21 protein-coding genes are annotated in these 21,086 nt (G+C 65.4%); 12 read left to right on the plus strand and 9 right to left on the minus strand.

Annotated features, from left to right (window positions below; genetic code table 11):
* Positions 1–23: 23 nt before the first annotated feature.
* Together BLX41_RS12535 and BLX41_RS12540 are read right to left on the minus strand one after the other, a co-directional pair.
* Complete coding sequence (locus BLX41_RS12535; RefSeq protein ID WP_123725126.1) at positions 24–2,159, minus strand: TonB-dependent receptor; 2,136 nt, start codon at positions 2,157–2,159, stop codon at positions 24–26.
* 87 nt (positions 2,160–2,246) lie between these two features.
* Positions 2,247–2,633, minus strand: a complete 387-nt coding sequence (locus BLX41_RS12540; protein ID WP_185073517.1) for a DUF2946 domain-containing protein — start codon at positions 2,631–2,633, stop codon at positions 2,247–2,249.
* 96 nt (positions 2,634–2,729) lie between these two features.
* On the opposite strand from BLX41_RS12540, the gene BLX41_RS12545 reads away from it, so the two are divergent.
* A complete protein-coding gene (locus BLX41_RS12545; RefSeq protein ID WP_123725128.1) occupies positions 2,730–3,167 on the plus strand; it encodes a DUF3995 domain-containing protein in 438 nt (145 codons plus the stop codon).
* Between the two features lie 129 nt (positions 3,168–3,296).
* On the opposite strand, the gene BLX41_RS12555 is transcribed toward BLX41_RS12545, so the two are convergent.
* The 6 genes from BLX41_RS12555 to BLX41_RS12580 are packed head-to-tail and all read right to left on the minus strand — an operon-like array spanning position 3,297 to position 9,369.
* On the minus strand, positions 3,297–3,665 hold the full coding sequence (locus tag BLX41_RS12555; RefSeq protein ID WP_123725130.1) for a Na+/H+ antiporter subunit G: 369 nt from the start codon (positions 3,663–3,665) through the stop codon (positions 3,297–3,299).
* On the minus strand, positions 3,662–3,940 hold the full coding sequence (locus BLX41_RS12560; RefSeq protein WP_123725131.1) for a K+/H+ antiporter subunit F: 279 nt from the start codon (positions 3,938–3,940) through the stop codon (positions 3,662–3,664). The genes BLX41_RS12555 and BLX41_RS12560 overlap by 4 nt, the downstream gene beginning before the upstream one ends.
* The gene (locus tag BLX41_RS12565) at positions 3,937–4,425 is read right to left on the minus strand and encodes a Na+/H+ antiporter subunit E (protein ID WP_123725132.1); all 489 of its coding nucleotides are present in this window, start codon (positions 4,423–4,425) and stop codon (positions 3,937–3,939) included. The genes BLX41_RS12560 and BLX41_RS12565 overlap by 4 nt, the downstream gene beginning before the upstream one ends.
* A complete protein-coding gene (locus BLX41_RS12570; protein ID WP_123725133.1) occupies positions 4,422–6,110 on the minus strand; it encodes a monovalent cation/H+ antiporter subunit D in 1,689 nt (562 codons plus the stop codon). The genes BLX41_RS12565 and BLX41_RS12570 overlap by 4 nt, the downstream gene beginning before the upstream one ends.
* On the minus strand, positions 6,107–6,451 hold the full coding sequence (locus BLX41_RS12575) for a Na+/H+ antiporter subunit C (RefSeq protein ID WP_011060906.1): 345 nt from the start codon (positions 6,449–6,451) through the stop codon (positions 6,107–6,109). Before BLX41_RS12575 ends, BLX41_RS12570 begins: the two co-directional genes overlap by 4 nt.
* Positions 6,451–9,369, minus strand: coding sequence for a monovalent cation/H+ antiporter subunit A (locus BLX41_RS12580; RefSeq protein ID WP_123725134.1), 2,919 nt, complete (start codon positions 9,367–9,369; stop codon positions 6,451–6,453). The genes BLX41_RS12575 and BLX41_RS12580 overlap by 1 nt, the downstream gene beginning before the upstream one ends.
* A gap of 223 nt (positions 9,370–9,592) precedes the next feature.
* Between BLX41_RS12580 and BLX41_RS12585 the strand changes: the two genes are divergently transcribed.
* Positions 9,593–9,934, plus strand: coding sequence for a hypothetical protein (locus BLX41_RS12585; RefSeq protein WP_123725135.1), 342 nt, complete (start codon positions 9,593–9,595; stop codon positions 9,932–9,934).
* A gap of 238 nt (positions 9,935–10,172) precedes the next feature.
* On the opposite strand, the gene BLX41_RS12590 is transcribed toward BLX41_RS12585, so the two are convergent.
* Positions 10,173–11,198 (minus strand): DMT family transporter, encoded by a 1,026-nt coding sequence (locus BLX41_RS12590; RefSeq protein ID WP_123725136.1) that lies wholly within the window; start codon positions 11,196–11,198, stop codon positions 10,173–10,175.
* Here BLX41_RS12590 and BLX41_RS12595 point away from each other — a divergent pair.
* From BLX41_RS12595 to BLX41_RS12640, 10 genes are all read left to right on the plus strand, one after another.
* Positions 11,193–11,756, plus strand: a complete 564-nt coding sequence (locus BLX41_RS12595) for a helix-turn-helix domain-containing protein (protein WP_123725137.1) — start codon at positions 11,193–11,195, stop codon at positions 11,754–11,756. The two genes, BLX41_RS12590 and BLX41_RS12595, sit on opposite strands and share 6 nt — an antisense overlap.
* Before the next feature lie 201 nt (positions 11,757–11,957).
* Positions 11,958–13,160: an SfnB family sulfur acquisition oxidoreductase gene (locus tag BLX41_RS12600; protein ID WP_123725138.1), complete on the plus strand. Its 1,203-nt coding sequence runs from the start codon at positions 11,958–11,960 to the stop codon at positions 13,158–13,160.
* A gap of 12 nt (positions 13,161–13,172) precedes the next feature.
* Complete coding sequence (locus BLX41_RS12605) at positions 13,173–13,637, plus strand: acyl-CoA dehydrogenase (protein WP_123725139.1); 465 nt, start codon at positions 13,173–13,175, stop codon at positions 13,635–13,637.
* Positions 13,637–15,034, plus strand: coding sequence for an LLM class flavin-dependent oxidoreductase (locus BLX41_RS12610; protein WP_123725140.1), 1,398 nt, complete (start codon positions 13,637–13,639; stop codon positions 15,032–15,034). Before BLX41_RS12605 ends, BLX41_RS12610 begins: the two co-directional genes overlap by 1 nt.
* A gap of 212 nt (positions 15,035–15,246) precedes the next feature.
* Positions 15,247–16,236, plus strand: a complete 990-nt coding sequence (locus BLX41_RS12615) for an AMP-binding protein (RefSeq protein WP_123725141.1) — start codon at positions 15,247–15,249, stop codon at positions 16,234–16,236.
* On the plus strand, positions 16,233–17,009 hold the full coding sequence (locus tag BLX41_RS12620; RefSeq protein WP_123725142.1) for an ABC transporter ATP-binding protein: 777 nt from the start codon (positions 16,233–16,235) through the stop codon (positions 17,007–17,009). The genes BLX41_RS12615 and BLX41_RS12620 overlap by 4 nt, the downstream gene beginning before the upstream one ends.
* Positions 17,009–17,890 (plus strand): branched-chain amino acid ABC transporter permease, encoded by an 882-nt coding sequence (locus BLX41_RS12625; RefSeq protein ID WP_123725143.1) that lies wholly within the window; start codon positions 17,009–17,011, stop codon positions 17,888–17,890. The genes BLX41_RS12620 and BLX41_RS12625 overlap by 1 nt, the downstream gene beginning before the upstream one ends.
* A gap of 4 nt (positions 17,891–17,894) precedes the next feature.
* Positions 17,895–18,944, plus strand: coding sequence for a branched-chain amino acid ABC transporter permease (locus BLX41_RS12630; protein WP_123725196.1), 1,050 nt, complete (start codon positions 17,895–17,897; stop codon positions 18,942–18,944).
* Positions 18,945–18,971: 27 nt separating this feature from the next.
* Positions 18,972–20,306, plus strand: coding sequence for an ABC transporter substrate-binding protein (locus BLX41_RS12635; protein ID WP_123725144.1), 1,335 nt, complete (start codon positions 18,972–18,974; stop codon positions 20,304–20,306).
* A gap of 3 nt (positions 20,307–20,309) precedes the next feature.
* Positions 20,310–21,077 (plus strand): ABC transporter ATP-binding protein, encoded by a 768-nt coding sequence (locus BLX41_RS12640; RefSeq protein ID WP_123725145.1) that lies wholly within the window; start codon positions 20,310–20,312, stop codon positions 21,075–21,077.
* The last annotated feature ends 9 nt before the right edge of the window (positions 21,078–21,086 follow it).

Below are 21,086 nucleotides of genomic sequence, written 5' to 3' on the forward strand. Positions count from 1 at the left end.
CGGCGAAAGGGCCCGCAAGCCGCTCAGAAACGGGTCTGAACCGCCAGTTCGAAGGTGCGCGGGGTGCCCAGGTAGTAAGCCGGGGAGACATGGGCGAACTTGCCATAGACCTCGTTGGTCAGGTTGCGCACCCGGCCGGTGAGGGTGGTGTGGCTGTCGACCTGGTAGCGCAGGAAGCTGCCGTACAGGGTGTAGGCCGGCAGGGTCTGGGTGTTGGCGTTGTCGGCGTACACCGAGGCCACGTAGCGGGCATCGACGCCGATCTGCCAGCTTGGGGCCAGGTCATAGGTCAGCCACAGGTTGGCCACCCGCTCGGGGACGTTGGTCGGGGTGTTGCCCTTGCGCGAGACCACGGCGCCGCTGGCAATCTTCTCGTTGAACTCGTCATATTCGGCGTCCACCCAGGCGAGGTTGGCCTCCGCCAGCAGCTTGGGGGTGACCCGCAGGGAACTGGCCAGTTCGATGCCCCTGGAGGTCTGCTGGCCCACGGGAATGCTGTTGGCCGGGTCCAGGGGATCGGTGACGGCAAAGTCCTTGCGTTCGATGCGGTAGGCCGCCAGGGTCGCCGAGCCGCGACCGTCCAGGTAGTCGAACTTGCTGCCCACTTCCCATTGCTTGCCGGTGGACACCTCGAAGTTCTGGGTGCCGCTGGGCTGTTCGGCGGCCGTGCTGTATTGCACGTAGACGTTGGCGCTGGGCAGGAACTGCCAGGTCAGCCCCAGGCGCCCGGTGACCGGCTCCCAGCTGCGCTTGAGGTGCCGCGGGTTGCTGGCGGTGATGAGCCGGTGGTTGGTCACGTCCAGGTCGATGGCGTCGTAGCGCAGGCCGCTGAGCAGGGACAGCTCGTCGGTCAGGGCCAGGCGGTTCTCGACGAACAGGGCGCGGGTGGTGACCTGGTTGGTCTTGTCCTTGGTCCAGCCCTGGCGGGTGCCTTTGAGGTCATAGAAATACCCCGGCTGGAAATGGCCGGGGTCCACGCTGTTGTTGGCGGGCACGTTCCACGGTGAGCTGGTGGTGCTGTTGACCTTGTACTCCAAGCCCCCGGACCAGGTGGTGTCGAGGCCGAACAGTCGGCCGTCATGCCGCAGTTCGAACTGGTTGCCGTCCTGCTGGCCCTGGTGCCGCACCAGATAGGCGGTGGAGCGGTTTACCCGGCTGTTGTCGGGGTTGTACTGGTAGGTCTCCAGGTTGCGGTAGTCGCGCTGGCTGTCCAGGTGATAGAGGGTGTTGCGCAGGCTGGTGCTGGGGTTGATCCGGTAGTCGATGATCGAGCGCAGCCAAACCGTGCGCTGCTCATACAGGCCGTCGGCGACGTTGTAGTTGTTGAATCGGTTGTGCCTGTCGATCTTCAGCTCGCCGGCCTTGGGGCTCCGCACCGGGGTGCCCCAGTAGGGGCTGTCTTCGTGCTCGTCCTGGTATTCCACCGCCAGGGTATGGGACAGATCCGGGGTCAGGTCGCTGAGCAGCGAGAACGCCAGGCTCCAGGCATCGCGCTGCTGGCGGTCGATGTAGCCGTTGCTGGTGTTGTGGCTGACGTCGAATCGCCCGTAGTGCTGCACCTCGGCGCCCGCCGGGCTCAGGGCGTGATTGACCCCGAAGGCGGTTTGCGTGGTGTCGTAGCTGCCATAGCTGAGCAGGCCTTCGGCCGCCTGTTCGCGCCGGTCCGCCAGTTTGGTCACGTAGTTCAGCGAACCGCCCACGGAGCCGGCGCCATTGATCAGCGACGAGGGGCCGCCCACCAGTTCCACCCGGTCATAGATCCAGGCGTCCACCGGCCGTGCCAGGCCGGTGGCGACGTTGATGCCGTTGAACATCTGGGTGATCTGGCTGCTGGTGAAGCCGCGGTAGGAGATGAAACCGCCGAACCCCGGCGGCGCGCTGGCATTGACCCCGGGCAGGGCATTGGCGGCGTCCTGGAAGGTCTGGGCGCCACGTCGCTCGAGGTCCTGGCGGCTGGCTATCGCCACCGAAGCCGGGGTCTCCCGCAGGCTCAGGCCCAAGCGCGAGGCCATGCCGCTGGACTGCTCCAGGGACAGGCCGGGCTCAACGTCCGCCTCTTCGGCGTTAACGGTGGCAGGGGCCAGCTCCAGGCCGGATTTGCCCCAGGCAGGGACGGACAGGCAGGCCAGCAGGCTCGCCAGTAAAGGAAGGTGTTTCATGCATGCATCCTGAATTCTTGACTAGGAAAAGGCCCACGACAGCGCGCCGCGCAGCAGCGCAGTGGGCGGGTTGAGCACGAGCAAGAATCAGGCGTAGGGCGGGGCCCGAGGATGGGCGGCGGGCCAGGTGAAGCGGGTAGGGAAGTGGGGCTGGAGCTGGCGCGCCAGCGGCGGCGCCTGGGGTTGGGGCAACAGCGCCAGGGTGATGCTGGAGCTGAGTGCCGGACCCATGCCGCCGGTGGAGCACAGCGGGCAACCGAAGGCCTTGGACAGGGTAGGCAGGGAGTCCTGGTCGGCAGGCTGCTGCAGCGGCGCCTGGGTGTTGGGATCAATGCTGCAGAACTGCCCGCCGATGCCGTTGAGCTGCATGCCGAGCATTTGCCCGTGGCCGATGCTGCAGGCGAACACGTTGAACAGGACGCAGCAATAGAGCATCCAGGCAACGAGTGAGCGATCGCAACGGGTCAATTTCATGGGGCGGCACTTTATCATCGAAGGCGACGAACGTACTTACAAAAACGAGCATTCGAGTCCATTCTTCAGCGACATTTTCTACACGGATGTCTGAACATGAATCTTCTGCTCGCCCAGGGGATGTCCGGCACTTTCCTGTTGATCAGTCTGGTCCATCTGTACTGGGCCGCGGGTGGCAAGCGCGGTAGCGATGCGGTGATCCCCGAAGTCCCGGGACCGGCTCCCGGGCAGAGCCAGCCGGCGTTCCGGCCACCGGCCCTGGCCATACTGCTGGTGGCGGTGGGTCTGCTGCTGGTGGCGATGCTGGTGTGCCTGCGGGTCGGGCTCTACCTGCCGACCGTGACCCATCCATCCCTGCAATGGGTGATCAGCGCCATTGCCTTGCTGATGTTTGCCCGGGCCATTGGCGACTCCGAGCTGGTGGGTTTCTTCAAGCAAGTGCACGACTCTAAGTTCGCCCGTCTCGACACCCTGTTCTATTGCCCGCTGTGCGTGGTGCTGGGTGCCGGACTGCTGGTGCTGGCCTGGGCCTGAAGGGCCGCCGGCCCACTGTGGGCGCTGGCTGGTGTAGGAGCTGGCTTGCCAGCGAAGGCGTTTTCGAAGTCGCTGCAAGGCTCACGGGCCTCTTCGCCGGCCAGCCGGCTCCTGCATGGGGTGGTGTGCTCAGCTGCCGGTTTCGCTGCGTTTGCTGCTGACTTCCGCCGGTACATCGTCACCGGCCATGCGCTTGCGGAACAACGCCGCGCGGGCCAGCAGCAGGGTGGTCACCGGCACGGTGATCGACAGCAGGATCGGGATCAGCCAGGCGTGCAGCACCGGCCCGGACTTGAGCGTCGAAAAATACAGGATCGAGGCCAGGGCCACGGTCCAGGAGCCCATGGTGGAGGCCAGGGCCGGCGGGTGCATGCGCTGGAAGTAGCTCTTCATGCGCAGGATGCCCAGGGCACCGATCAGGGCGAAGACGCTGCTGGTCACCAGCAGCACGGCCACCAGGACCTCCACCCAGAGGGGCAATTGTTCCAGGCTGTTCATTCGATCACCTCGCCGCGCAGGAGGAATTTGGCCAGGGCGAAGGAGCCGACAAAGCCCAACAGGGCAATCAGCAGCGCGGCCTCGAAGTAGGTGTCACTGGCGTAGCGGATGCCCAGCACCAGCATCATCAGCATCGCCAGGATGTACAGGTAATCCAGGGCCAGGACCCGGTCCTGGGCCGAGGGGCCCTTGAACAGGCGCACCAGGGTCAGGACCATGGCCAGGGAAAACAGGAACAGGCTCAACAGGATCGCGTTGGTCAAGAGGACGCTCATTCGAAAATCTCCATCAGCGGGCGCTCGTAGGTCGCCTTGAAGTGCTGGATGAATTGCCCTTCGTCATGCAGGTCGAAGACGTGCAGCAAGAGGATGCTGCGGTCCAGGGACAGCTCGGACCACACCGTGCCCGGCACCACCGTGGTGATGGTGGACAGCGCCGCCAGGCCGTTGGCGTCGCGCAGGTCCAGGGGGATCTTGACGAAGGCCGAACGCACCGGCCGGCGCCCGTTGTTGAGCACGCCCCAGGCCACGATCAGGTTGGAGACCAGCACATCGCAGCCCACCCGCAGGATCAGACGCAGGATGGTGCCGGGGCGGCGGATGCGGATCGGCAAGGGCCGCAACGGGCGCATCAGCAGCGGTGCGAGAAAGCCCAGGATGGCCCCCAGCAGCAGATTGCCGGGGCTGATGGACAGGTTCAGCACCAGCCACAGCAGCCACAGCGCCAGGGACAGGAAGGGCGCCGGAAACAGACGCTTCATGGTTGCACCTCCGCCGCCTGGGTGGCCTTGGCTTCAGGGCTGAGCACAGTGCGGGTGCCGAGTACGGCCATCACATAGTGCTCCGGGTGGTTGAGGCTGTCGGCGGTGGCCTGGGTGAAGCGCAGCAGCGGCTCGGCCTTGAAACTGAGCAGCACGCAGAGTCCCAGCAACGCCACGATCGGCACGCATTCCAGACGCCGCAACACGGGCGAAGGCCGCTCCTCCGGGCTCCAGAAACGTTGGATGCCCAGGCGCGCAAAGGCAATCAGCGAGGCCAGGCCGGAGAGGATCAGCAGCGCCAGGAAAACCCAGCCCGCCACCGGGATCGGCGTATCGCTGCTGGTTCCCAGGCCCGTCGGGTTGAGCAGGGCGGCGATCAGATTGAGCTTGCCGATAAAGCCCGACAACGGCGGCATGCCGATGATCAGCAGGGCGCAGGCAATGAAGCTCAGGCCGAGGAAGGCCATGGTCCAGGGGATCACCTGGCCGACCACCACTTGCTGTTCGTCGTCGAGGTTGCTGCCCCGGGGAGGGGGGAGGGTTTCCATGGACCGCGGAAGGATTTCGCCTTCGTCTTCCAGGGGCACTTCAACCGCCGAGCGCGAGCGCTCGATCAGCTCTGCCAGCAGGAACAGCGCGCACAGCGCCAGGGTCGAGCTGAACAGGTAGAACAGCGCCGCGCCGGTGAGCGCCGGCTGGGCGAAGCCGATCACCGCGATCAGGATGCCCGCCGACACCAGGATGCTCAGGCTGGCCATGCGCTCCAGGCGCTGGGCCGGGAGAATCGCCAGGGCCGCGCAGAAGATCGTCGCCATGCCGCCGTAGATCAGCCACTGGTTGCCGAAGTAGGCCGAGGCCCCGGCCTGCCCGGAGAACAGCAGGGTCCACAGGCGCAGCACGGTATAGATCCCGACCTTGGTCATGATGGCGAACAGTGCCGCCACCGGAGCGCTGGCCGAGGAATAGGCCGGCACCAGCCAGAAGTTCAGCGGCCACATCCCGGCCTTGGCCAGGAAGGCGATGGCCAGGATGGCCGTGCCGGCATGCAGCAGGCCGCGATCGGCTTCCGGCACCAGGGGGATCTTCATCGCCAGGTCGGCCATGTTCAGGGTCCCGGTGACCCCGTAGATCATCGCCGTGCCGATCAGGAACAGCGACGAAGCCAGCAGGTTGATGGTGATGTAGTGCAGCCCCGACGACACCCGCGCCCGTCCCGAGCCGTGCAGCATCAGGCCATAGGAGGCCGCCAGCAGCACCTCGAAGAACACGAACAGGTTGAACAGGTCAGCGGTGAGGAAGGCGCCGTAGAGGCCCATCAGCTGGATCTGGAACAGCGCATGGAAGCTGGCACCGGCGCTGTCCCAGCGGGCCATGGCGAACAGCAGTGCGCTGACCCCGATGATCCCGGTGAGCACCATCATCAGTGCCGACAGGCGATCCACCACCAGGACGATGCCGAAGGGCACCTGCCAGTTGCTCGGCAGGTACACGCCGAAGGAGCCGGTAGCGCCCTGGACCTGGGTCCAGTACAGCAGGTACGCCGCCAGGGCCAGGCCCAGCAGGCTGGAGAACAGGTTGATCCGCGCCTTGAGCGGGCGGTGTTTCTCCCCCAGCAGCAACATGATGGCCGCCGTCAGCAGCGGCAGGAGGATGGGGGCGACGATCAGGTGGGACAACGAACTCATTCCTTGGGCTCCCGGCCGTCGACGTGGTCAGTGCCGGTCAGGCCCCGGGAAGCCAGGAGCACCACCAAAAACAGCGCGGTCATGGCGAAGCTGATGACGATGGCGGTGAGCACCAGGGCCTGGGGCAGCGGGTCGGTGTAGTGCAGCAGGTCCTGGGGCACGCCGTCCTTGACGATCGGCTCCTTGCCGATGAACAGGCTGCCCATGCTGAAGATGAACAGGTTGACCGCGTAGGACAGCAGGCACAGGCCCATCACCACCTGGAAGGTCCGCGGGCGCAGTACCAGCCAGACTCCGGAAGCGGCGAGGACCCCAATGGCGATTGCGATGACTTCTTCCATCAGGCGGCTCCGCTCTTGATCAGGGATTTGGACTGGCTGGCCGGCTTGTGGGCCCGCACCGATTGGTGCGCCAGGGCGGTGAGGATCAGCAGGGTCGCGCCCAGCACCACCGCGTATACGCCGATGTCGAAGAACAGGGCGCTGGCGATGTGGATATCGCCGAACAGCGGCAGGTCCACATGCACCGTGTGGGTGGTGAGGAACGGATAGCCCCAGGCCAGGGCGCCAAGGCCGGTGGCCAGGGCGAACAGCAGGCCGGTACCCATCCAGCGCAACGGCCGCAGGCTCATCTGCGCCTCGACCCATTGGGTGCCCGCCACCATGTACTGGAGGATGAAGGCCACCGACATCACCAGGCCGGCGACAAAACCGCCGCCCGGCAGGTTGTGCCCGCGCATGAACAGGTAGAAGGACACCACCAGGGCAATCGGCAGCAGCAGGCGCACCAGCACCGCCGGCACCATCATGAAGCCCAGGGCGGTGTCGCTGGCCTGGCGCGGGTTGACCAGATCGGTGACCACGTCCGGGGCCAGCAGACGCTGTTGCGCCGGCAACTGCATGCTTTCCTTGGGCGGGCGGAAGCGTCGCAGCAGGGCGAACACGGTCAGGGCCACGGCCGCCAGGACGGTGATCTCGCCCAGGGTGTCGAAGCTGCGGAAATCCACCAGGGTGACGTTGACCACGTTGGTGCCGCCGCCTTCAGGCAAGGCACGGCTGAGGTAGAACGAGGAAATGTCGTTGGGAGTAGGGCGGGTCAGCATGGCGTAGGACAGCACCGCCATGCCCAGGCCCACGGCGATCGACAGGCTCAGGTCGCGCAGGCGGCGGATACGCGCCTTGGGCACGCTGCTGGGCAGGGGCGAGACATCCTCGATCCGCCGTGGCAGCCAGCGCAGGCCGAGGAGGATCAGCACCGTGGTCACCACTTCCACCACCAACTGGGTCAGGGCCAGGTCCGGCGCCGAGAACCAGACGAAGGTCACGCAGGTCATCAGCCCGCAGACGCTGACCATGGTCAGGGCCGCCAGACGGTGGTACTTGGCCTGCCAGGCGGCGCCCAGGGCGCAGGCGATGGCCAGCAGCCAGAATGTCACGAAGACGATGGAGCCAGGGATCTTCGGCCGGTCGCCCCAGGTCAGCTGGCTGTAGAGCATGGGGATCAACCCGGCAATCACCGCTGCCAGCACCAGCACGAACAGCTGGGTCTGCAGGCGCTTGGTGCTCAGCCGCCGCTCCAGGCGCCGGGCCAGGCGGGTCATGCCCACCAGGCTGCGCTCGAACAACAGCTTGCCGTTGAGACGTCCCACCCCCGGCGGGTAGGCGAAACGGCCCGCCACCAGCGGCTTGTGCAGCAGCAGGTAGAGGACGATGCCGCAGGACATGGCGATCAGGCTCATGATCATCGGCGCATTCAGGCCGTGCCAGATGGCCAGGCTGTACTCGGGCAGGGTCCCGCCTACCACCGGCAGCGCCGCAGCGGCCAGCAGCGGACCGATGATCTGCGCCGGGAAGATCCCCACCAGCAGGCAGGTAAACACCAGCAGTTCCACCGGGGCGCGCATCCAGCGCGGCGGCTCGTGGGGCGTGTGGGGCAGGTCGGTGGCCGGTTCACCGAAGAACACATCGACGGTAAAGCGCAGGGCGTAGGCAACGCTGAAGGTCCCGGCGATGGTGGCGATCACCGGCAGGGCGATTTCCACCCAGGCGCTGGAATTGATGAACACCGTCTCGGCGAAGAACATCTCCTTGGACAGGAAGCCGTTGAGCAGCGGCACCCCGGCCATCGAGGCACTGGCCACCATGGCCAGGGTCGCGGTGAAGGGCATCAGCTTGATCAGGCCGTTGAGCTTGCGGATATCGCGGCTGCCGCTCTCGTGGTCGATGATGCCGGCGGCCATGAACAGCGAGGCCTTGAAGGTGGCGTGATTGAGAATGTGGAACACCGCCGCCACCGCCGCCAGCGGACTGTTCAGGCCCAGCAGCAGGGTGATCAGGCCCAGGTGGCTGATGGTGGAGTAGGCCAGCAGGCCCTTGAGGTCGTTCTGGAACATCGCGCAGTAGGCGCCCAGCACCAGGGTGCAGGCCCCGGCGCCGCTGACGATGTAGAACCATTCTTGCGTACCGGACAACGACGGCCACAGGCGGGCCAGGAGAAACACCCCGGCCTTGACCATGGTCGCCGAGTGCAGGTAGGCCGAGACTGGCGTCGGTGCGGCCATGGCGTGGGGTAGCCAGAAGTGGAAGGGGAACTGCGCGCTCTTGCTCAGGGCGCCCAGCAGGATCAGTGGTAACAGGACCGGGTACAGGGCGTGGGCCCGGATCTTGTCTCCGGCAGCCAACACCTGATCCAGGTCGTAGCTGCCTACCACATGGCCCAGCAGCATGACCCCCGCCAGCAGGCACAAGCCCCCGGCGCCGGTGACCATCAGCGCCATGTACGCGCCGCGGCGGGCATCGGAGCGGTGATGCCAATAGCCGATCAGCAGGAAGGAGAAGAGGCTGGTGAGCTCCCAGAAGAACACCATCTGGATCAGGTTGCCGGAGATCACCAGGCCGAGCATGGCCCCCATGAACGCCAGGAAAAAGGCGAAGAAGCGCGGCACCGGGTCCTGCGGCGACATGTAGTAGCGTGCATACAGCGCCACCAGGCTGCCGATGCCCAGCACCAGCAACGAGAACAACCAGGCGAAGCCGTCCAGGCGCAGCACGAAGTTCAGTCCTAGGCTCGGCAGCCAGGTATATTCCTCGCGGATAATTCCGCCATCGGCGATCTGTGGATACAGCAAAGCCACCTGGATGGTGCCAATGAGTGCCACCAGACCAGCCAGCAGAGATTCGGTGTTACGTGCGTTGTGCGGCAACAGGGCCGCCAGACAGCTGCCTATGAATGGCAGAAGCAGTAGAACTATCAGGGACATAGGCTTCTAATCTGCGGAAAAGTATGACGCATAATACGTGCCAGGCCCTCGATCACCAACCGCCATGCGCGGCCCGGCCCCCCTAAGAAATGTTACATACGCTTTCAAAGGTAGGAGACAAATGCCTGATGCGCCCGTTCACCGGGCGCTGTGGGGCCAATGTCCTGCCCAGGTCAAAACACCACAAGGATCGACAAGGGTGCACATGATTAAAGGATCGGCCATGGGCCGGCTGTTTCGACGAGGCTGTTTCGCCTTGCTGTTCACCGCCTTCGGCGCCGGGTTGGGGTTGGGGGTGGAGCATTATCTCGACCGGCCCGACATGCTCAAGACCCGACAGGCGCTGATCATCGAAGGCCCGATGGGGGATGATCGGACCTACCAGCTGCCAGCGGGCACGGTGCTCTACTTCGACCGCGCCTTCGCCGAGGGGCATGTGCTCTACCACGCCTATTTCTATTACCACGGCGAGCCTGAAAATGACCGGGTACTGCTGGAACCCAAACACAAGGGCTCCCTGACCGTCCCCACCTGGCTCTACGCCCCCGGCGACCCCGCGCTCTAGGCGCTGGCTTGCCAGCGAAGAGGCCCGCAAGATCGCCTTCGCCGGCAAGCCGGCTCCTACAGATTCTCCGCGATATCCCTGCCAACCGTGGGAACTGGCTTGCCAGCGAAGAGGTCCGCAAGATCGCCTTCGCCGGCAAGCCGGCTCCTACAGATCCTCCGCGATATCCCTGCCAACCGTAGGAGCTGGCTTGCCAGCGAAGAGGCCCGCAAGACCGCCTTCGCCGGCAAGCCGGGTGCTACAGGCCGTCCGCTGCCTGGTCGGTCAATGCCGGTTGATCGGTATCCTCGGCCCGGCCCTTGGGCTTCCATTCGCTGATGATTACCGCCAGCACGATCAAGGCCCCGCCCAGCAGCGCCAGTCCGGGCAGGCGTTCCCCGGCGATCCGCCCAACGATCCCGGCCCACACCGGCTCACCGGCATAGATCAGGGTGGCGCGGGTCGGCGAGACGCTTTTCTGCGCCCAGTTCATCGCCACCTGGATCGCCGCACTGGCCGCCCCCAGGCCCAGGGCGCTGGCCAGCAGCAACCAGGAAAACCCCGGCAAGGCTTCCCCGGTCGGTAGCACCATGGCAAAGGCCAGCACTGAGGTGACCGCCAGTTGCACCACCGTGACCCGGCGCACATCCACCCGCCCGGCAAAGCTGCTGATCAGGATGATTTCCGCGGCAATGGCCACCGTGCTGATCAGGGTCGCGATCTCCCCGGGGCTGAAATCCAGCGAGGCGCCATTGGGCCCGGACAGCAGCATCAGCCCGGTAAAGGCCAGCATGATGCCGAGGCTCGGCAGCAACCCCGGGCGCTTGCCCATGAACAGCCATTGCAGCAGGGGAACGAAGGGGACATAAAGGGCGGTGATAAACGCCGACTGGCTGCTGGGAATGCTTTGCAGGCCCACAGTCTGCAAGCCATAGCCGAGCATGATGGCGGTGCCGATAAAGGTCCCGGCACGCAGCTCGAACAGGGTCAGCCCGCGCAGGTGGCGCAGTGAGAACAAGGCGACGATGCACGCCGCCGCGGCAAAGCGCAGGCCGACGAAGAACATCGGCCCGCTGACGCTCATGGCCTTCTGTACCAGCAGGAAGGTGCCGCCCCAGATCATGGTGATCAGCACCAGGACCACTTCGGCCTTGCTCAGTTTGAATTGCAATCCGCGGGAGGGCGTAAAGGTCATGGCCTTGCGTGCTACCTGGGGGGGACGCACAATGCGCCGGAAACTGGGCAGTATACTGCGCAGAGCCTGGGAGCGAGCAATATAGTGCACAAAGATAACGTCCAGCGGGCTTCGGTCCTGCAACATGTCAGCCTCAACGTCCGGCGCTTGCGCACGGCGGCGGGGCTGAGCCAGAGCGCCCTGGCGGAAAAGTCCAATGTCAGCCGGCGGATGCTGGTGGCCATCGAGGCGGGGGAGAAGAACGTCAGCCTCGGCACCCTGGACCGAGTGGCGGAAGCCTTGGATGTGGTCTTCAGTGACCTGATCCAGGCCCCGGATGCCCGGGACCCGAGCCGGATCAATGAACTGGCCTGGGCCGGTGTGATCCCGGGCAGCAAGGCGGTGCTGTTGGCCAAGGCCGAGGCCAGTCGCGAGGTGGAGCTGTGGGAGTGGCAGCTGGAGCCCGGCGAGGTCTATCACTCGGAATGCGATGCCAAAGGCTGGAGCGAGCAGATCTACGTCTTCGAGGGCTGCCTGACGGTGTTCTTCGGCGACACTGAACGGCGCCTGGAAAGCGGCGATTTCTTCATGTTCGCCAGTCATGTTCCCCACGGCTATCGCAATGACGGCGCCCAGGCCACGCGCTTCGTGCGCAACGTGGTGTTCTGATTCCCCTTGCGTGCCGGCCACTGTTGGCTGACCAACAGTGGTTGAACATTTTGCCTTTTTTCAGTTGATGAGCTTTCTCTAGATAACTCAGTAACTTACTGATAATCAAAGAAATTATATTTAGGCACGACTCCTGCAATTGTCCTGATAGCGAGCACCTGAGCGGTGTTCATCTTGATCTTCAGGAAGCGGAGTCGGCCCATGACAGTCCCAGCCCAACCCTCTCGCAGTGCCCACATCATCCGCAGCGATGCCGAGGCCATCAGCGTGGCCCAGGCCCTGGCCCAGCGCTTTGCCGTGGAGGCCGCGGTGCGCGACCGCGAACGGCGCCTGCCGGTGGCGGAGCTGGACGAGTTCTCTGCCAGCGGCCTGTGGGGCATCACCATTCCCCAGGCTTACGGCGGCGCCGGGGTGTCCTACGTGACCCTGGCCGAGGTGATCAAGATCATCTCCGCCGCCGATCCATCCCTGGGCCAGTTGCCACAGAACCACCTCGGGGTGGTGGACATCCTGCTGCAGACCGCCAGCGAAGAGCAGAAGCAGCACTACTTCGCCAAGGTGTTGCAGGGCTACCGCTTTGGCAACGCGTTTTCCGAGGCCGGCAGCAAGCACGTCGGCGCCTTTGAAACCCAGATCCGCTTCACCGGCGACCAGGCGCGGATCGATGGCGAGAAGTTCTACTGCACCGGTGCCTTGTTCGCCCACATTGTCCCGGCCGTGGCGGTGGATGAGCACAACCAGGCCCACATCGCCTTTATCGAACGCCACAATCCCGGCCTGAGCGTGATCGACAGCTGGGACGGCTTCGGCCAGCGCACCACCGCCAGCGGCGGGGTCAGCCTCAAGGCCGTGCACGTACCGCGCAGCGCGGTGATTCCGGCCCATCGGGCCTTCGACCAGCCCACCGCCGACGGCCCAATCTCGCAGATCATCCAGGCCGCGGTGGACACCGGCATCGCCGTCGCCGCCCTGGAGGACGCCAAGCACCATGCCCGGCAGTCCCGGCCCTGGATCGACAGCGGCCTGGATCACGGCTGGCAGGACCCCTTTACCCAGGCCGCCATCGGTGACCTGGAATGGCGGGTGCATGGCACCGAAGCCATCCTGACCAAGGCTGCCCAGGCCATCGATCAGGCGTTGCTCAAGCCCGATGAAGACAGCGTCGCCCACGCCTCGCTGGTAGTGGCCCAGGCCAAGGTGCTGTCGGCGGAAAGCGCCTTGCTCGCCGCCAGCAAACTGTTCGAACTGGCCGGCACCCGCTCGGTGTCGGCCAAGTACAACCTCGATCGCCACTGGCGCAACGCCCGGACCCACACCCTGCACGACCCGGCCCGCTGGAAATACCACCTGATCGGCAACTTCCTGCTCAACGGCGTCAAGCCGCCCCGTCACGCCTGGAATTGAAAGGAATCGGATATGAACGCATTGACCCACGCCCACAGCTTCCAGGCCGACCTGGCCCGTAGTAGCGATGACCTGCAACGGTCCCGTAGCCTCCTGCAACAGACCCTGGACTTCGTTCGCGACCAAGCCCGGCCCTGGTCCGGCAGCGGGCTGGCCAGGGCCAGCGACGACCCGTATGTGATCAGCCGCTTTGGCGATCTGCAGATCCGCATCGAAGTGGCAGCCGCCCTGCAGGAGCAGGCCCAGCACCGGCTGCAAGAGGATCAGGACCCGGCCGAGATTGCCATCGCCCTGGCCGAGGCGGCGATTGCCGCCGCCGAGGCCCTGGTGGCGGCCGGCAACGCCGAATTCGAACTCACCGGCCAGCGCACCCCGCAGCCACAGGCCCTGCAAGACCCGCTGCGCTGGAAGTATCAACTGATCGGCAACTACCGCCTCAATGGCGTGCTACCTCAAGGTTTCAGGAGTGCTGCGTGATGTCCCGTGAAATTCGTCTCAACGCCTTCGACATGAACTGTGTCGGCCACCAGTCACCGGGGCTCTGGGCCCATCCCCGTGACCGTTCCTGGCAGTACAAGGACCTGGAGTACTGGACCGACCTGGCCAAGATCCTTGAAAAGGGCAAGTTCGACGGGCTGTTCATTGCCGATGTGCTGGGCATCTACGACGTCTACAACGGCAATGGCGACGCGGCGATCCGCCAGGCGGCCCAGGTGCCGGTGAACGACCCGCTGCAGTTGATCCCGCCCATGGCCCTGGTCACCGAGCATTTGGGTTTCGGCCTTACTGCGTCGCTGTCCTTCGAGCATCCATATCCCTTCGCTCGGCGCCTTTCCACCCTCGATCACCTGACCCGTGGCCGCGCCGGCTGGAACATCGTCACCTCCTATCTGGAGAGCGGGGCGAAGAACATCGGCCAGCAGACCCAGACCGAGCACGATGCGCGCTACGACTACGCCGAGGAATACCTGGAAGTCTGCTACAAGCTCTGGGAAGGCAGTTGGGAGGACGGGGCGATCCTGCGGGACAGGGAGCGGCGGATCTTCAGCGACCCGAGCAAGATCCATGAGATCCGGCACGCGGGCAAACACTTCCAGGTGCCGGGGATTCACCTGTGCGAGCCTTCGCCGCAACGCACCCCGGTGCTGTATCAGGCCGGTGCGTCGAGCCGGGGCAAGCAGTTCGCCGCCGAGCAGGCCGAATGCGTGTTTGTTGCCGCGCCGTCCAAGGTCCTGCTGAAAAAGACCGTGGCCGACATCCGCCGCCGGGCGGCCGAGGCCGGGCGCGACCCCTCGAAGGTTCTGATCTTCAACCTGCAGACGGTGATCCTCGGCGAGACCGACGCCAAGGCCAAGGCCAAGTTCGAAGAGTACAAATCCTGGGTCAGCTATGAAGGCGCCATGGCGCTGATTTCCGGCTGGACCGGTATCGACTTCAGCCGCTTCAAACCGGACGAACCCCTCAAGCATGTGCACACCAATGCCATCCAATCGGCGGTGGAGGCGTTCTCCACCGCCGACCCGAACAAGGTCTGGACTCCTCACGAACTGGCCGACTGGGTGGGGATCGGCGGCTTTGGCCCGCTGTTTGTCGGCAGCCCGGAAACCGTCGCCGACCTGCTCCAGGAGTGGGTGGAGGAGACCGATGTCGACGGCTTCAACCTGGCCTACGCCCTGACCCACGAAACCTTTATCGATGCCGTGGAGCTGCTGGTGCCCGAGTTGCAGAAACGCGGGGTCTACAAGACCGAGTACGCCCCGGGCACCCTGCGAGAGAAGCTCTTTGGCGCCGGCCCGCGACTGCCGGCGAATCACCCCGGCAGCGCCTGGCGCGACCTCGGTACCCGGCTTCAGCCGCAACGCGCCAGCGCCTGACCCCCGCGCTTCTCGTAGGCGCTGGCTGGCCAGCGAAGAGGCCCGCAAGACCGGCGCCCGATTTGCCCGCGCCTTCGCCGGCAAGCCGGTTCCTACAGAGGCGCCGCCGACCTGCATGCAGGCGCTGGCTTGCCAGCGAAGGCGCCCGTAAAGCCCGTTAATGTCCAGCCAGCGGTCCACCGCACGCTTTGCCAAACCATAGAGGTCCATCCATGAGCGTGCATGAACTCAACCCCCCGCCGATTGCCGATGCCCCCCCGTTCCCGGCCCGGCTGCAGCTGTCCGGCGCCCTGGAACAACTGCGCCACTGGGCCCGGGTCAGTCCGCTGGACAACGCCCTGCGCCACAAGCGCCACGGGCACTGGTACGCCTGGCGCTGGATCGATGCCCAGCGCGATGTCGAGCGCCTGGCCGACGGCCTGCGCCAGCAGGGCTTGAGCCGGCACTCGCGGCTGGCCCTGAGCGGGCTGTTCGAGCCGGACCTGCTCCTGCTGGCCCTGGCCGCCCACAGCATCGGCGCCCAGGTGCTGAGTGTCGCCGCCGATCTGCCCACCGAAGCCTTGCGCCAGGCGCTGTGGCGCCTGCAGCCGAGCCATGCCTTCGTGCAGTCGCGCCAGCAGGTCCTGGGCTGGGTCGCGGCGGGGCAGGACAGTCGGGCTCCGCAACTGCTGATCGCCCAGCAATCCCTGCCCCGATTGCCCCCAGGCTCGCACCAGCCACTGCTGTCGTTCAGTGAGCTGCTGGGGCCCCTCGAACCGCCCCAGCGCCAGTTTTACTGGCGACATCCGTCCACGGTTGCCCAGCTGTGGAGCGAGGAGGGCACGGAGTGGCAGGACGGCCTGACGGTGTTGCTGGATCAGTGGCTGAGCAGCGGCCACAGCCTGGCCTTTCCCGAGACACGGGGCTCATGCGCTCGCGACCGCCGCGAGGCGGCTCCCAGCGGCCTGCTGCTTTCGCCCTCGCGCCTGCAACACCTGGCGGATGAAATCGAGAGTCGCCTGGCCCCGCCTGGCAGTTGGCGGCGACGCCTGTGTGAATGGGCCATCGCCCATCCGCAACAGCCGCTGCCCCGGCTGCTCAAGCAACGGATACGCCGGCTGCTGGGGTTTGCCCGCCTGCAGTTCATCTGGCAGCCGTCACAGGCCACGGTTCAACCCACAACCCCGGCCTGGGTCGCCGAATTCAAACGGAACATCGCATGACGCCAAGCGAACCCATCCTGCAAGTGCGCGCCGTCTCCCTGTCGTTCAAGGGGGTGAAGGCCATCAACCAGCTGTCGTTCGAGGTGCGCCGCGGCGAGATCTGCGGGCTGATCGGCCCCAACGGCGCGGGCAAGAGCTCGCTGCTCAATGTGCTCAACGGGGTGTATCGCTTCGACGCCGGCGCCATTGTCTTCGACCGCCAGTCCTATACCCGCATCGACCCGCTGGGCGCGGCCCGCCGGGGTATCGGCCGGACTTTCCAGAACAACGCGCTGTTCAAGAAGATGAGCGTGATCGACAACCTGCTCACCGGCCTGTCGCGGCATTCGCGCACCTACCTGATCGAGCAGGCCCTGGGCTTGCCCCGGGCCCGACGCGAAGCCGAAACATTCCGCCAACGGGCCCAGGGCATCCTGCAGTTCCTGGAGCTGCAGGCCTTGCGGGACGTGCCGGTGGGCAACCTGTCCTACGGCCTGCAAAAGCGCGTCGAGCTGGGGCGGGCGCTGATCGCCGGGCCCAGCCTGTTGCTGCTGGACGAACCCCTGGCGGGGATGAACGCCGAGGAAAAGCAGGAAATGGCCCGCTTCATCGCCGACATCAACCGTGACCTGGGCACCACCGTGGTGCTGATCGAGCACGACATGGCGGTGGTCATGGAGCTGTGCGACCACGTGGTGGTCCTGGATTACGGACGCAAGGTGGGCGATGGCACACCGGCCCAGGTCCAGGCCAACCCCGAGGTGATCGCCGCCTACCTGGGAGTGGTGCACTGATGAACTTCTTTTTCGAGACCCTGCTCGGCGGCCTGCTGGCCGGCACCCTGTATTCCCTGGTGGCCATCGGCTTCGTGCTGATCTACAAGGCCAGCGGCGTGTTCAACTTCGCCCAGGGCGCGATGCTGCTGTTCGCCGCCCTGACCTTTGTCAGCCTGCACGATCAGGGGCTGCCTTTTGCCCTGGCGCTGCTGCTGACGGTGCTGGTGATGATCATCGGCGCCTGGCTGATCGAGCGCCTGGTGCTGCGGCCCCTGGTCAACCGTTCGCAGATCACCCTGTTCATGGCCACCCTGGGTTTGTCCTTTGTCATCGAAGGCCTGGCTCAGGGATTGATGGGGTCCCAGGTCCGGGCCCTGGACCTGGGCATCGACGACGTGCCGCTGTTTCTCGGGCCGCTGATGGTCAGCCAGTTCGACCTGATCGCCGCCGCGGTTGCCCTGGTCCTGGTGACGGTGCTGGCGCTGCTGTTCAACAAGACCCGCATCGGCATCTCCCTGCGGGCGGTGGCGGACGACACCACGGCGGCCCTGTCCATCGGCATCAACCTCAACCGCATCTGGCAGATCGTCTGGGCCGTGGCCGCCGTGGTGGGGCTGGTGGCCGGGCTGCTCTGGGGCGCGCGTCAGGGGGTGCAGTTCTCGTTGTCGCTGGTGGTGCTCAAGGCGCTGCCGGTGCTGATCATCGGCGGCTTCACCTCCATTGGCGGGGCGATTGCCGGCGGCTTGATTGTCGGCGCGGCAGAGAACCTGGCGGAGGTCTATATCGGCCCGTTGATCGGCGGTGGCATCACCCCCTGGTTCGCCTACGTCCTGGCCCTGGCCTTCCTCTATATCCGTCCCGCCGGCCTGTTCGGCGAGCGGGCCATCGAGCGAGTGTGAATTGATGTCCATTCCCCTGACACAGGAAACGGCGCCGCTGCAGTTGACCCGGCGCCGTCTGCCCTGGGGCCTGATCGGCCTGTTGCTGCTGGCCTTCGGCGTGGTGCCGTGCTTTGGCAACGACTATTGGCTCAACGCCATTGTGATTCCATTCCTGGTGCTGTCCCTGGCCGGGCTGGGGCTCAACCTGCTGACCGGCTACACCGGCCAGACCTCGGTGGGCGCTGCCGGCTTCATGGCGGTCGGGGCCTTTGCCACTTATGGTTTTGTGCTGCGCCTGCCGGAGCTGGGGCTGCCCCTGGCGCTGGTGGGCGGCGGCCTGATCAGCGCCCTGGTGGGCTGGCTGTTCGGCCTGCCCAGTTCACGGATCAAGGGCTTTTACCTGATGGTCACCACCCTGGCGGCGCAGTTCTTCCTGGAGTGGCTGTTCGTCAAGTTTCCCTGGTTCTACAACTACGGCTCCTCGGGGACGATTTCCGCGCCGCGCCTGGAACTGTTCGGCCATGACCTCAATACCCCCCTGGGCCGCTACCTGCTGACCCTGGTCACGGTGTTGCTGCTGACCCGAGTGGCGCAGAACCTGGTGCACAGCCAGATCGGCCGCAACTGGATGGCGATCCGTGACATGGACACCGCGGCGGCCGTGATCGGCATCCCGGTGGCTCGCTACAAGCGCCAGGCGTTTGCCGTCAGTTCCTTCTACCTGGGGATCGCCGGGGCACTGTGGGCCTTCGCCTACCTGGGCACCGCCAGCGCCAGCAGTTTCGACATCAATCGTTCGTTCCAGATCCTCTTCATCATCATTATCGGCGGCATGGGCAGCATCGCCGGCAACTTCGTCGGGGCGGCCTTCATCAGCCTGCTGCCGATTCTCCTCAGCCATGCCGGGCAGGCACTGCTGGGCGGGGCCGTGGATGCCGGGCAATTGCAGAACCTGCAGAAAATCATTTTCGGCGTGCTGATCATCCTGTTCCTGATCAAGGAACCCGAAGGCCTGATCCGCTTGCTGGGCCATCTCCGTGAGCGGCTGCGGCACTGGCCGTTGCGCTTCTGAATTCAACAGGTAAACAAGAGAGACAACATGCGTGCATCCTTGAAAGCTTCCATGGCCGGCGCGGCGTTGCTGCTGTCGGCGGCGTTGACTCCCCTGGCCCAGGCCGCCCCGGACCAGCAGTTCTTCCCCCTGGCCACTTACCGGGTCGGCGCCTACGCCTCCAGCGGCGTGCAGGTCTGGGCCGGGATGATCGACTACCTGAACTACATCAATCAGGTGGAGGGTGGGATCAACGGGGTCAAGCTGGTGTGGCAGGAATGCGAGACCGAGTGGACCGCGGAGAAGGGCATCGAGTGCTACGAGCGCTTCAAGAAGGGGCTCGATGGTGCTCCGGTGGCGGTCTATCAACCCAACGGCGCGCCGGCGGCCTATGCCCTGAGCGAGCGTGCGGAGGTGGACAAGATCCCGCTCATCACCCTGGGCTACGGGCGCACCGAAGCCACCGACGGCACGGTGTTCCCCTACAACTTCCCGGTGATGCTGACCTTCTACAGCGAAGCCTCGACCCTGGTGAACTACATCGCCCAGCGTGAGGGCGGCTTCGACAAGCTCAAGGGCAAGAAGATCGCCACGGTCTATCACGACTCCGCCTATGGCCGGGAAACCCTCGGACCGCTGAAGTTGCTGGCAGAAAAATACGGTTTCGAGAATATCCAGATTCCGGTGGCCGATCCGGGCAACGAGCAATCGGCGCAATGGCGGCAGATCCGCCAGCAGAACCCGGACTGGGTGTTCCTGCGGACCTGGGGCGTCTCCACTCCGGTGGCGGTGAAGACGGCAGCGCGCTTCGGTTTCCCGGTGGATCACATCATTGGCGATATCTGGGCCAGTTCCAGTGAAGACGTGCTGCCGGCCGGCGCCGCGGCCAAGGGCTACCTGGCGTTGACCCCGTACCCGGCGGGCAGCGACTTCGAGATCCACAAGCGCCTCAAGCAATCCATCCTCGATGCGGGCAAGAGCGACCTCAAGGACCTGAAGAACTTCGGCAGCGTGTACTACAACTCCGGGCTGGTGAATGCCGCCGTGGCGGTGGAGGCGATCCGCACCGCCCAGGGCAAGTTCGGCAAGCGGCCGCTCAACGGTGAAGAAGGGCGCTGGGGCCTGGAACACTTGAACATCGACGATGCCCGGCTCAAGGACATGGGCTATCTGGGGCTGATGCAGAACCTCAAGCTGTCCTGCCGTGACCATGAAGGTGGCGGTGCGGCCCGGGTACAGCAATGGGACGGGGCCAACTGGACCCTGGTCAGTGACTGGATCGCCGCCGACCGCGCGCTGCTGCGGCCGCTGATCGACGAGAAGGCCGCGGCCTTCGCCAAGGAAAAGCGACTGACGCCACGCACCTGCAACGGGGATGACTGAGCCATGAGCCACAGCGCCACGGCCACCGCGGCCGAGCACCTGTTGCAGGTGCAGGACATCGAGGTGATTTATGACGGCGCGATCCTCGGAGTGGCCGGGGTTTCCCTGAGTGTGCCCGAGGGGGCGATCGTCGCTTTGCTGGGGGCCAACGGCGCCGGCAAGAGCACTACCCTCAAGGCCATCTCCGGACTGGGCCGGGCCGAACGGGCGCAACTGGGGCGGGGCAGCATCCGCTTTGCCGGGCAGGATCTGGCCGGGGTCGATCCCAGCCAGCGGGTACGCCAGGGCATGGTCCATGTCCTGGAGGGACGGCATGTGTTCGGTCAACTGACCGTAGAGGACAACCTGCGCAGTGGCGGCTTTGTCCGGGGCCTGGGGCGCCGGCAGATGGCCGAGGACCTGGAGCGCATCTACAGTTGGTTTCCCCGCCTGTTGACCAAGCGCAAGGTCCGCGCCGGGCTGACCTCCGGTGGCGAGCAGCAGATGCTGGCCATCGGCCGGGCACTGATGACCCATCCCGCTTTGGTACTGCTGGATGAACCTTCCATGGGCTTGGCGCCTATCATCGTCCAGGAGATTTTCCAGATCGTCGCTCAGCTCAATCGCGAGGCGGGAGTGAGCTTTCTGATCGCCGAGCAAAGCATTAATCTGGCGCTCAAATACGCGTCCCATGCCTGTCTGCTGGACACCGGCCGGGTGGCCCTGTCCGGCACCGCCGAGCAACTGCTGGCCCGGGGCGATCTGCACGACTTTTACCTGGGCAAACACTGACCGCGAGCA

Source organism: Pseudomonas protegens (assembly GCF_003732485.1).
Lineage (GTDB): Bacteria > Pseudomonadota > Gammaproteobacteria > Pseudomonadales > Pseudomonadaceae > Aquipseudomonas > Aquipseudomonas protegens_B.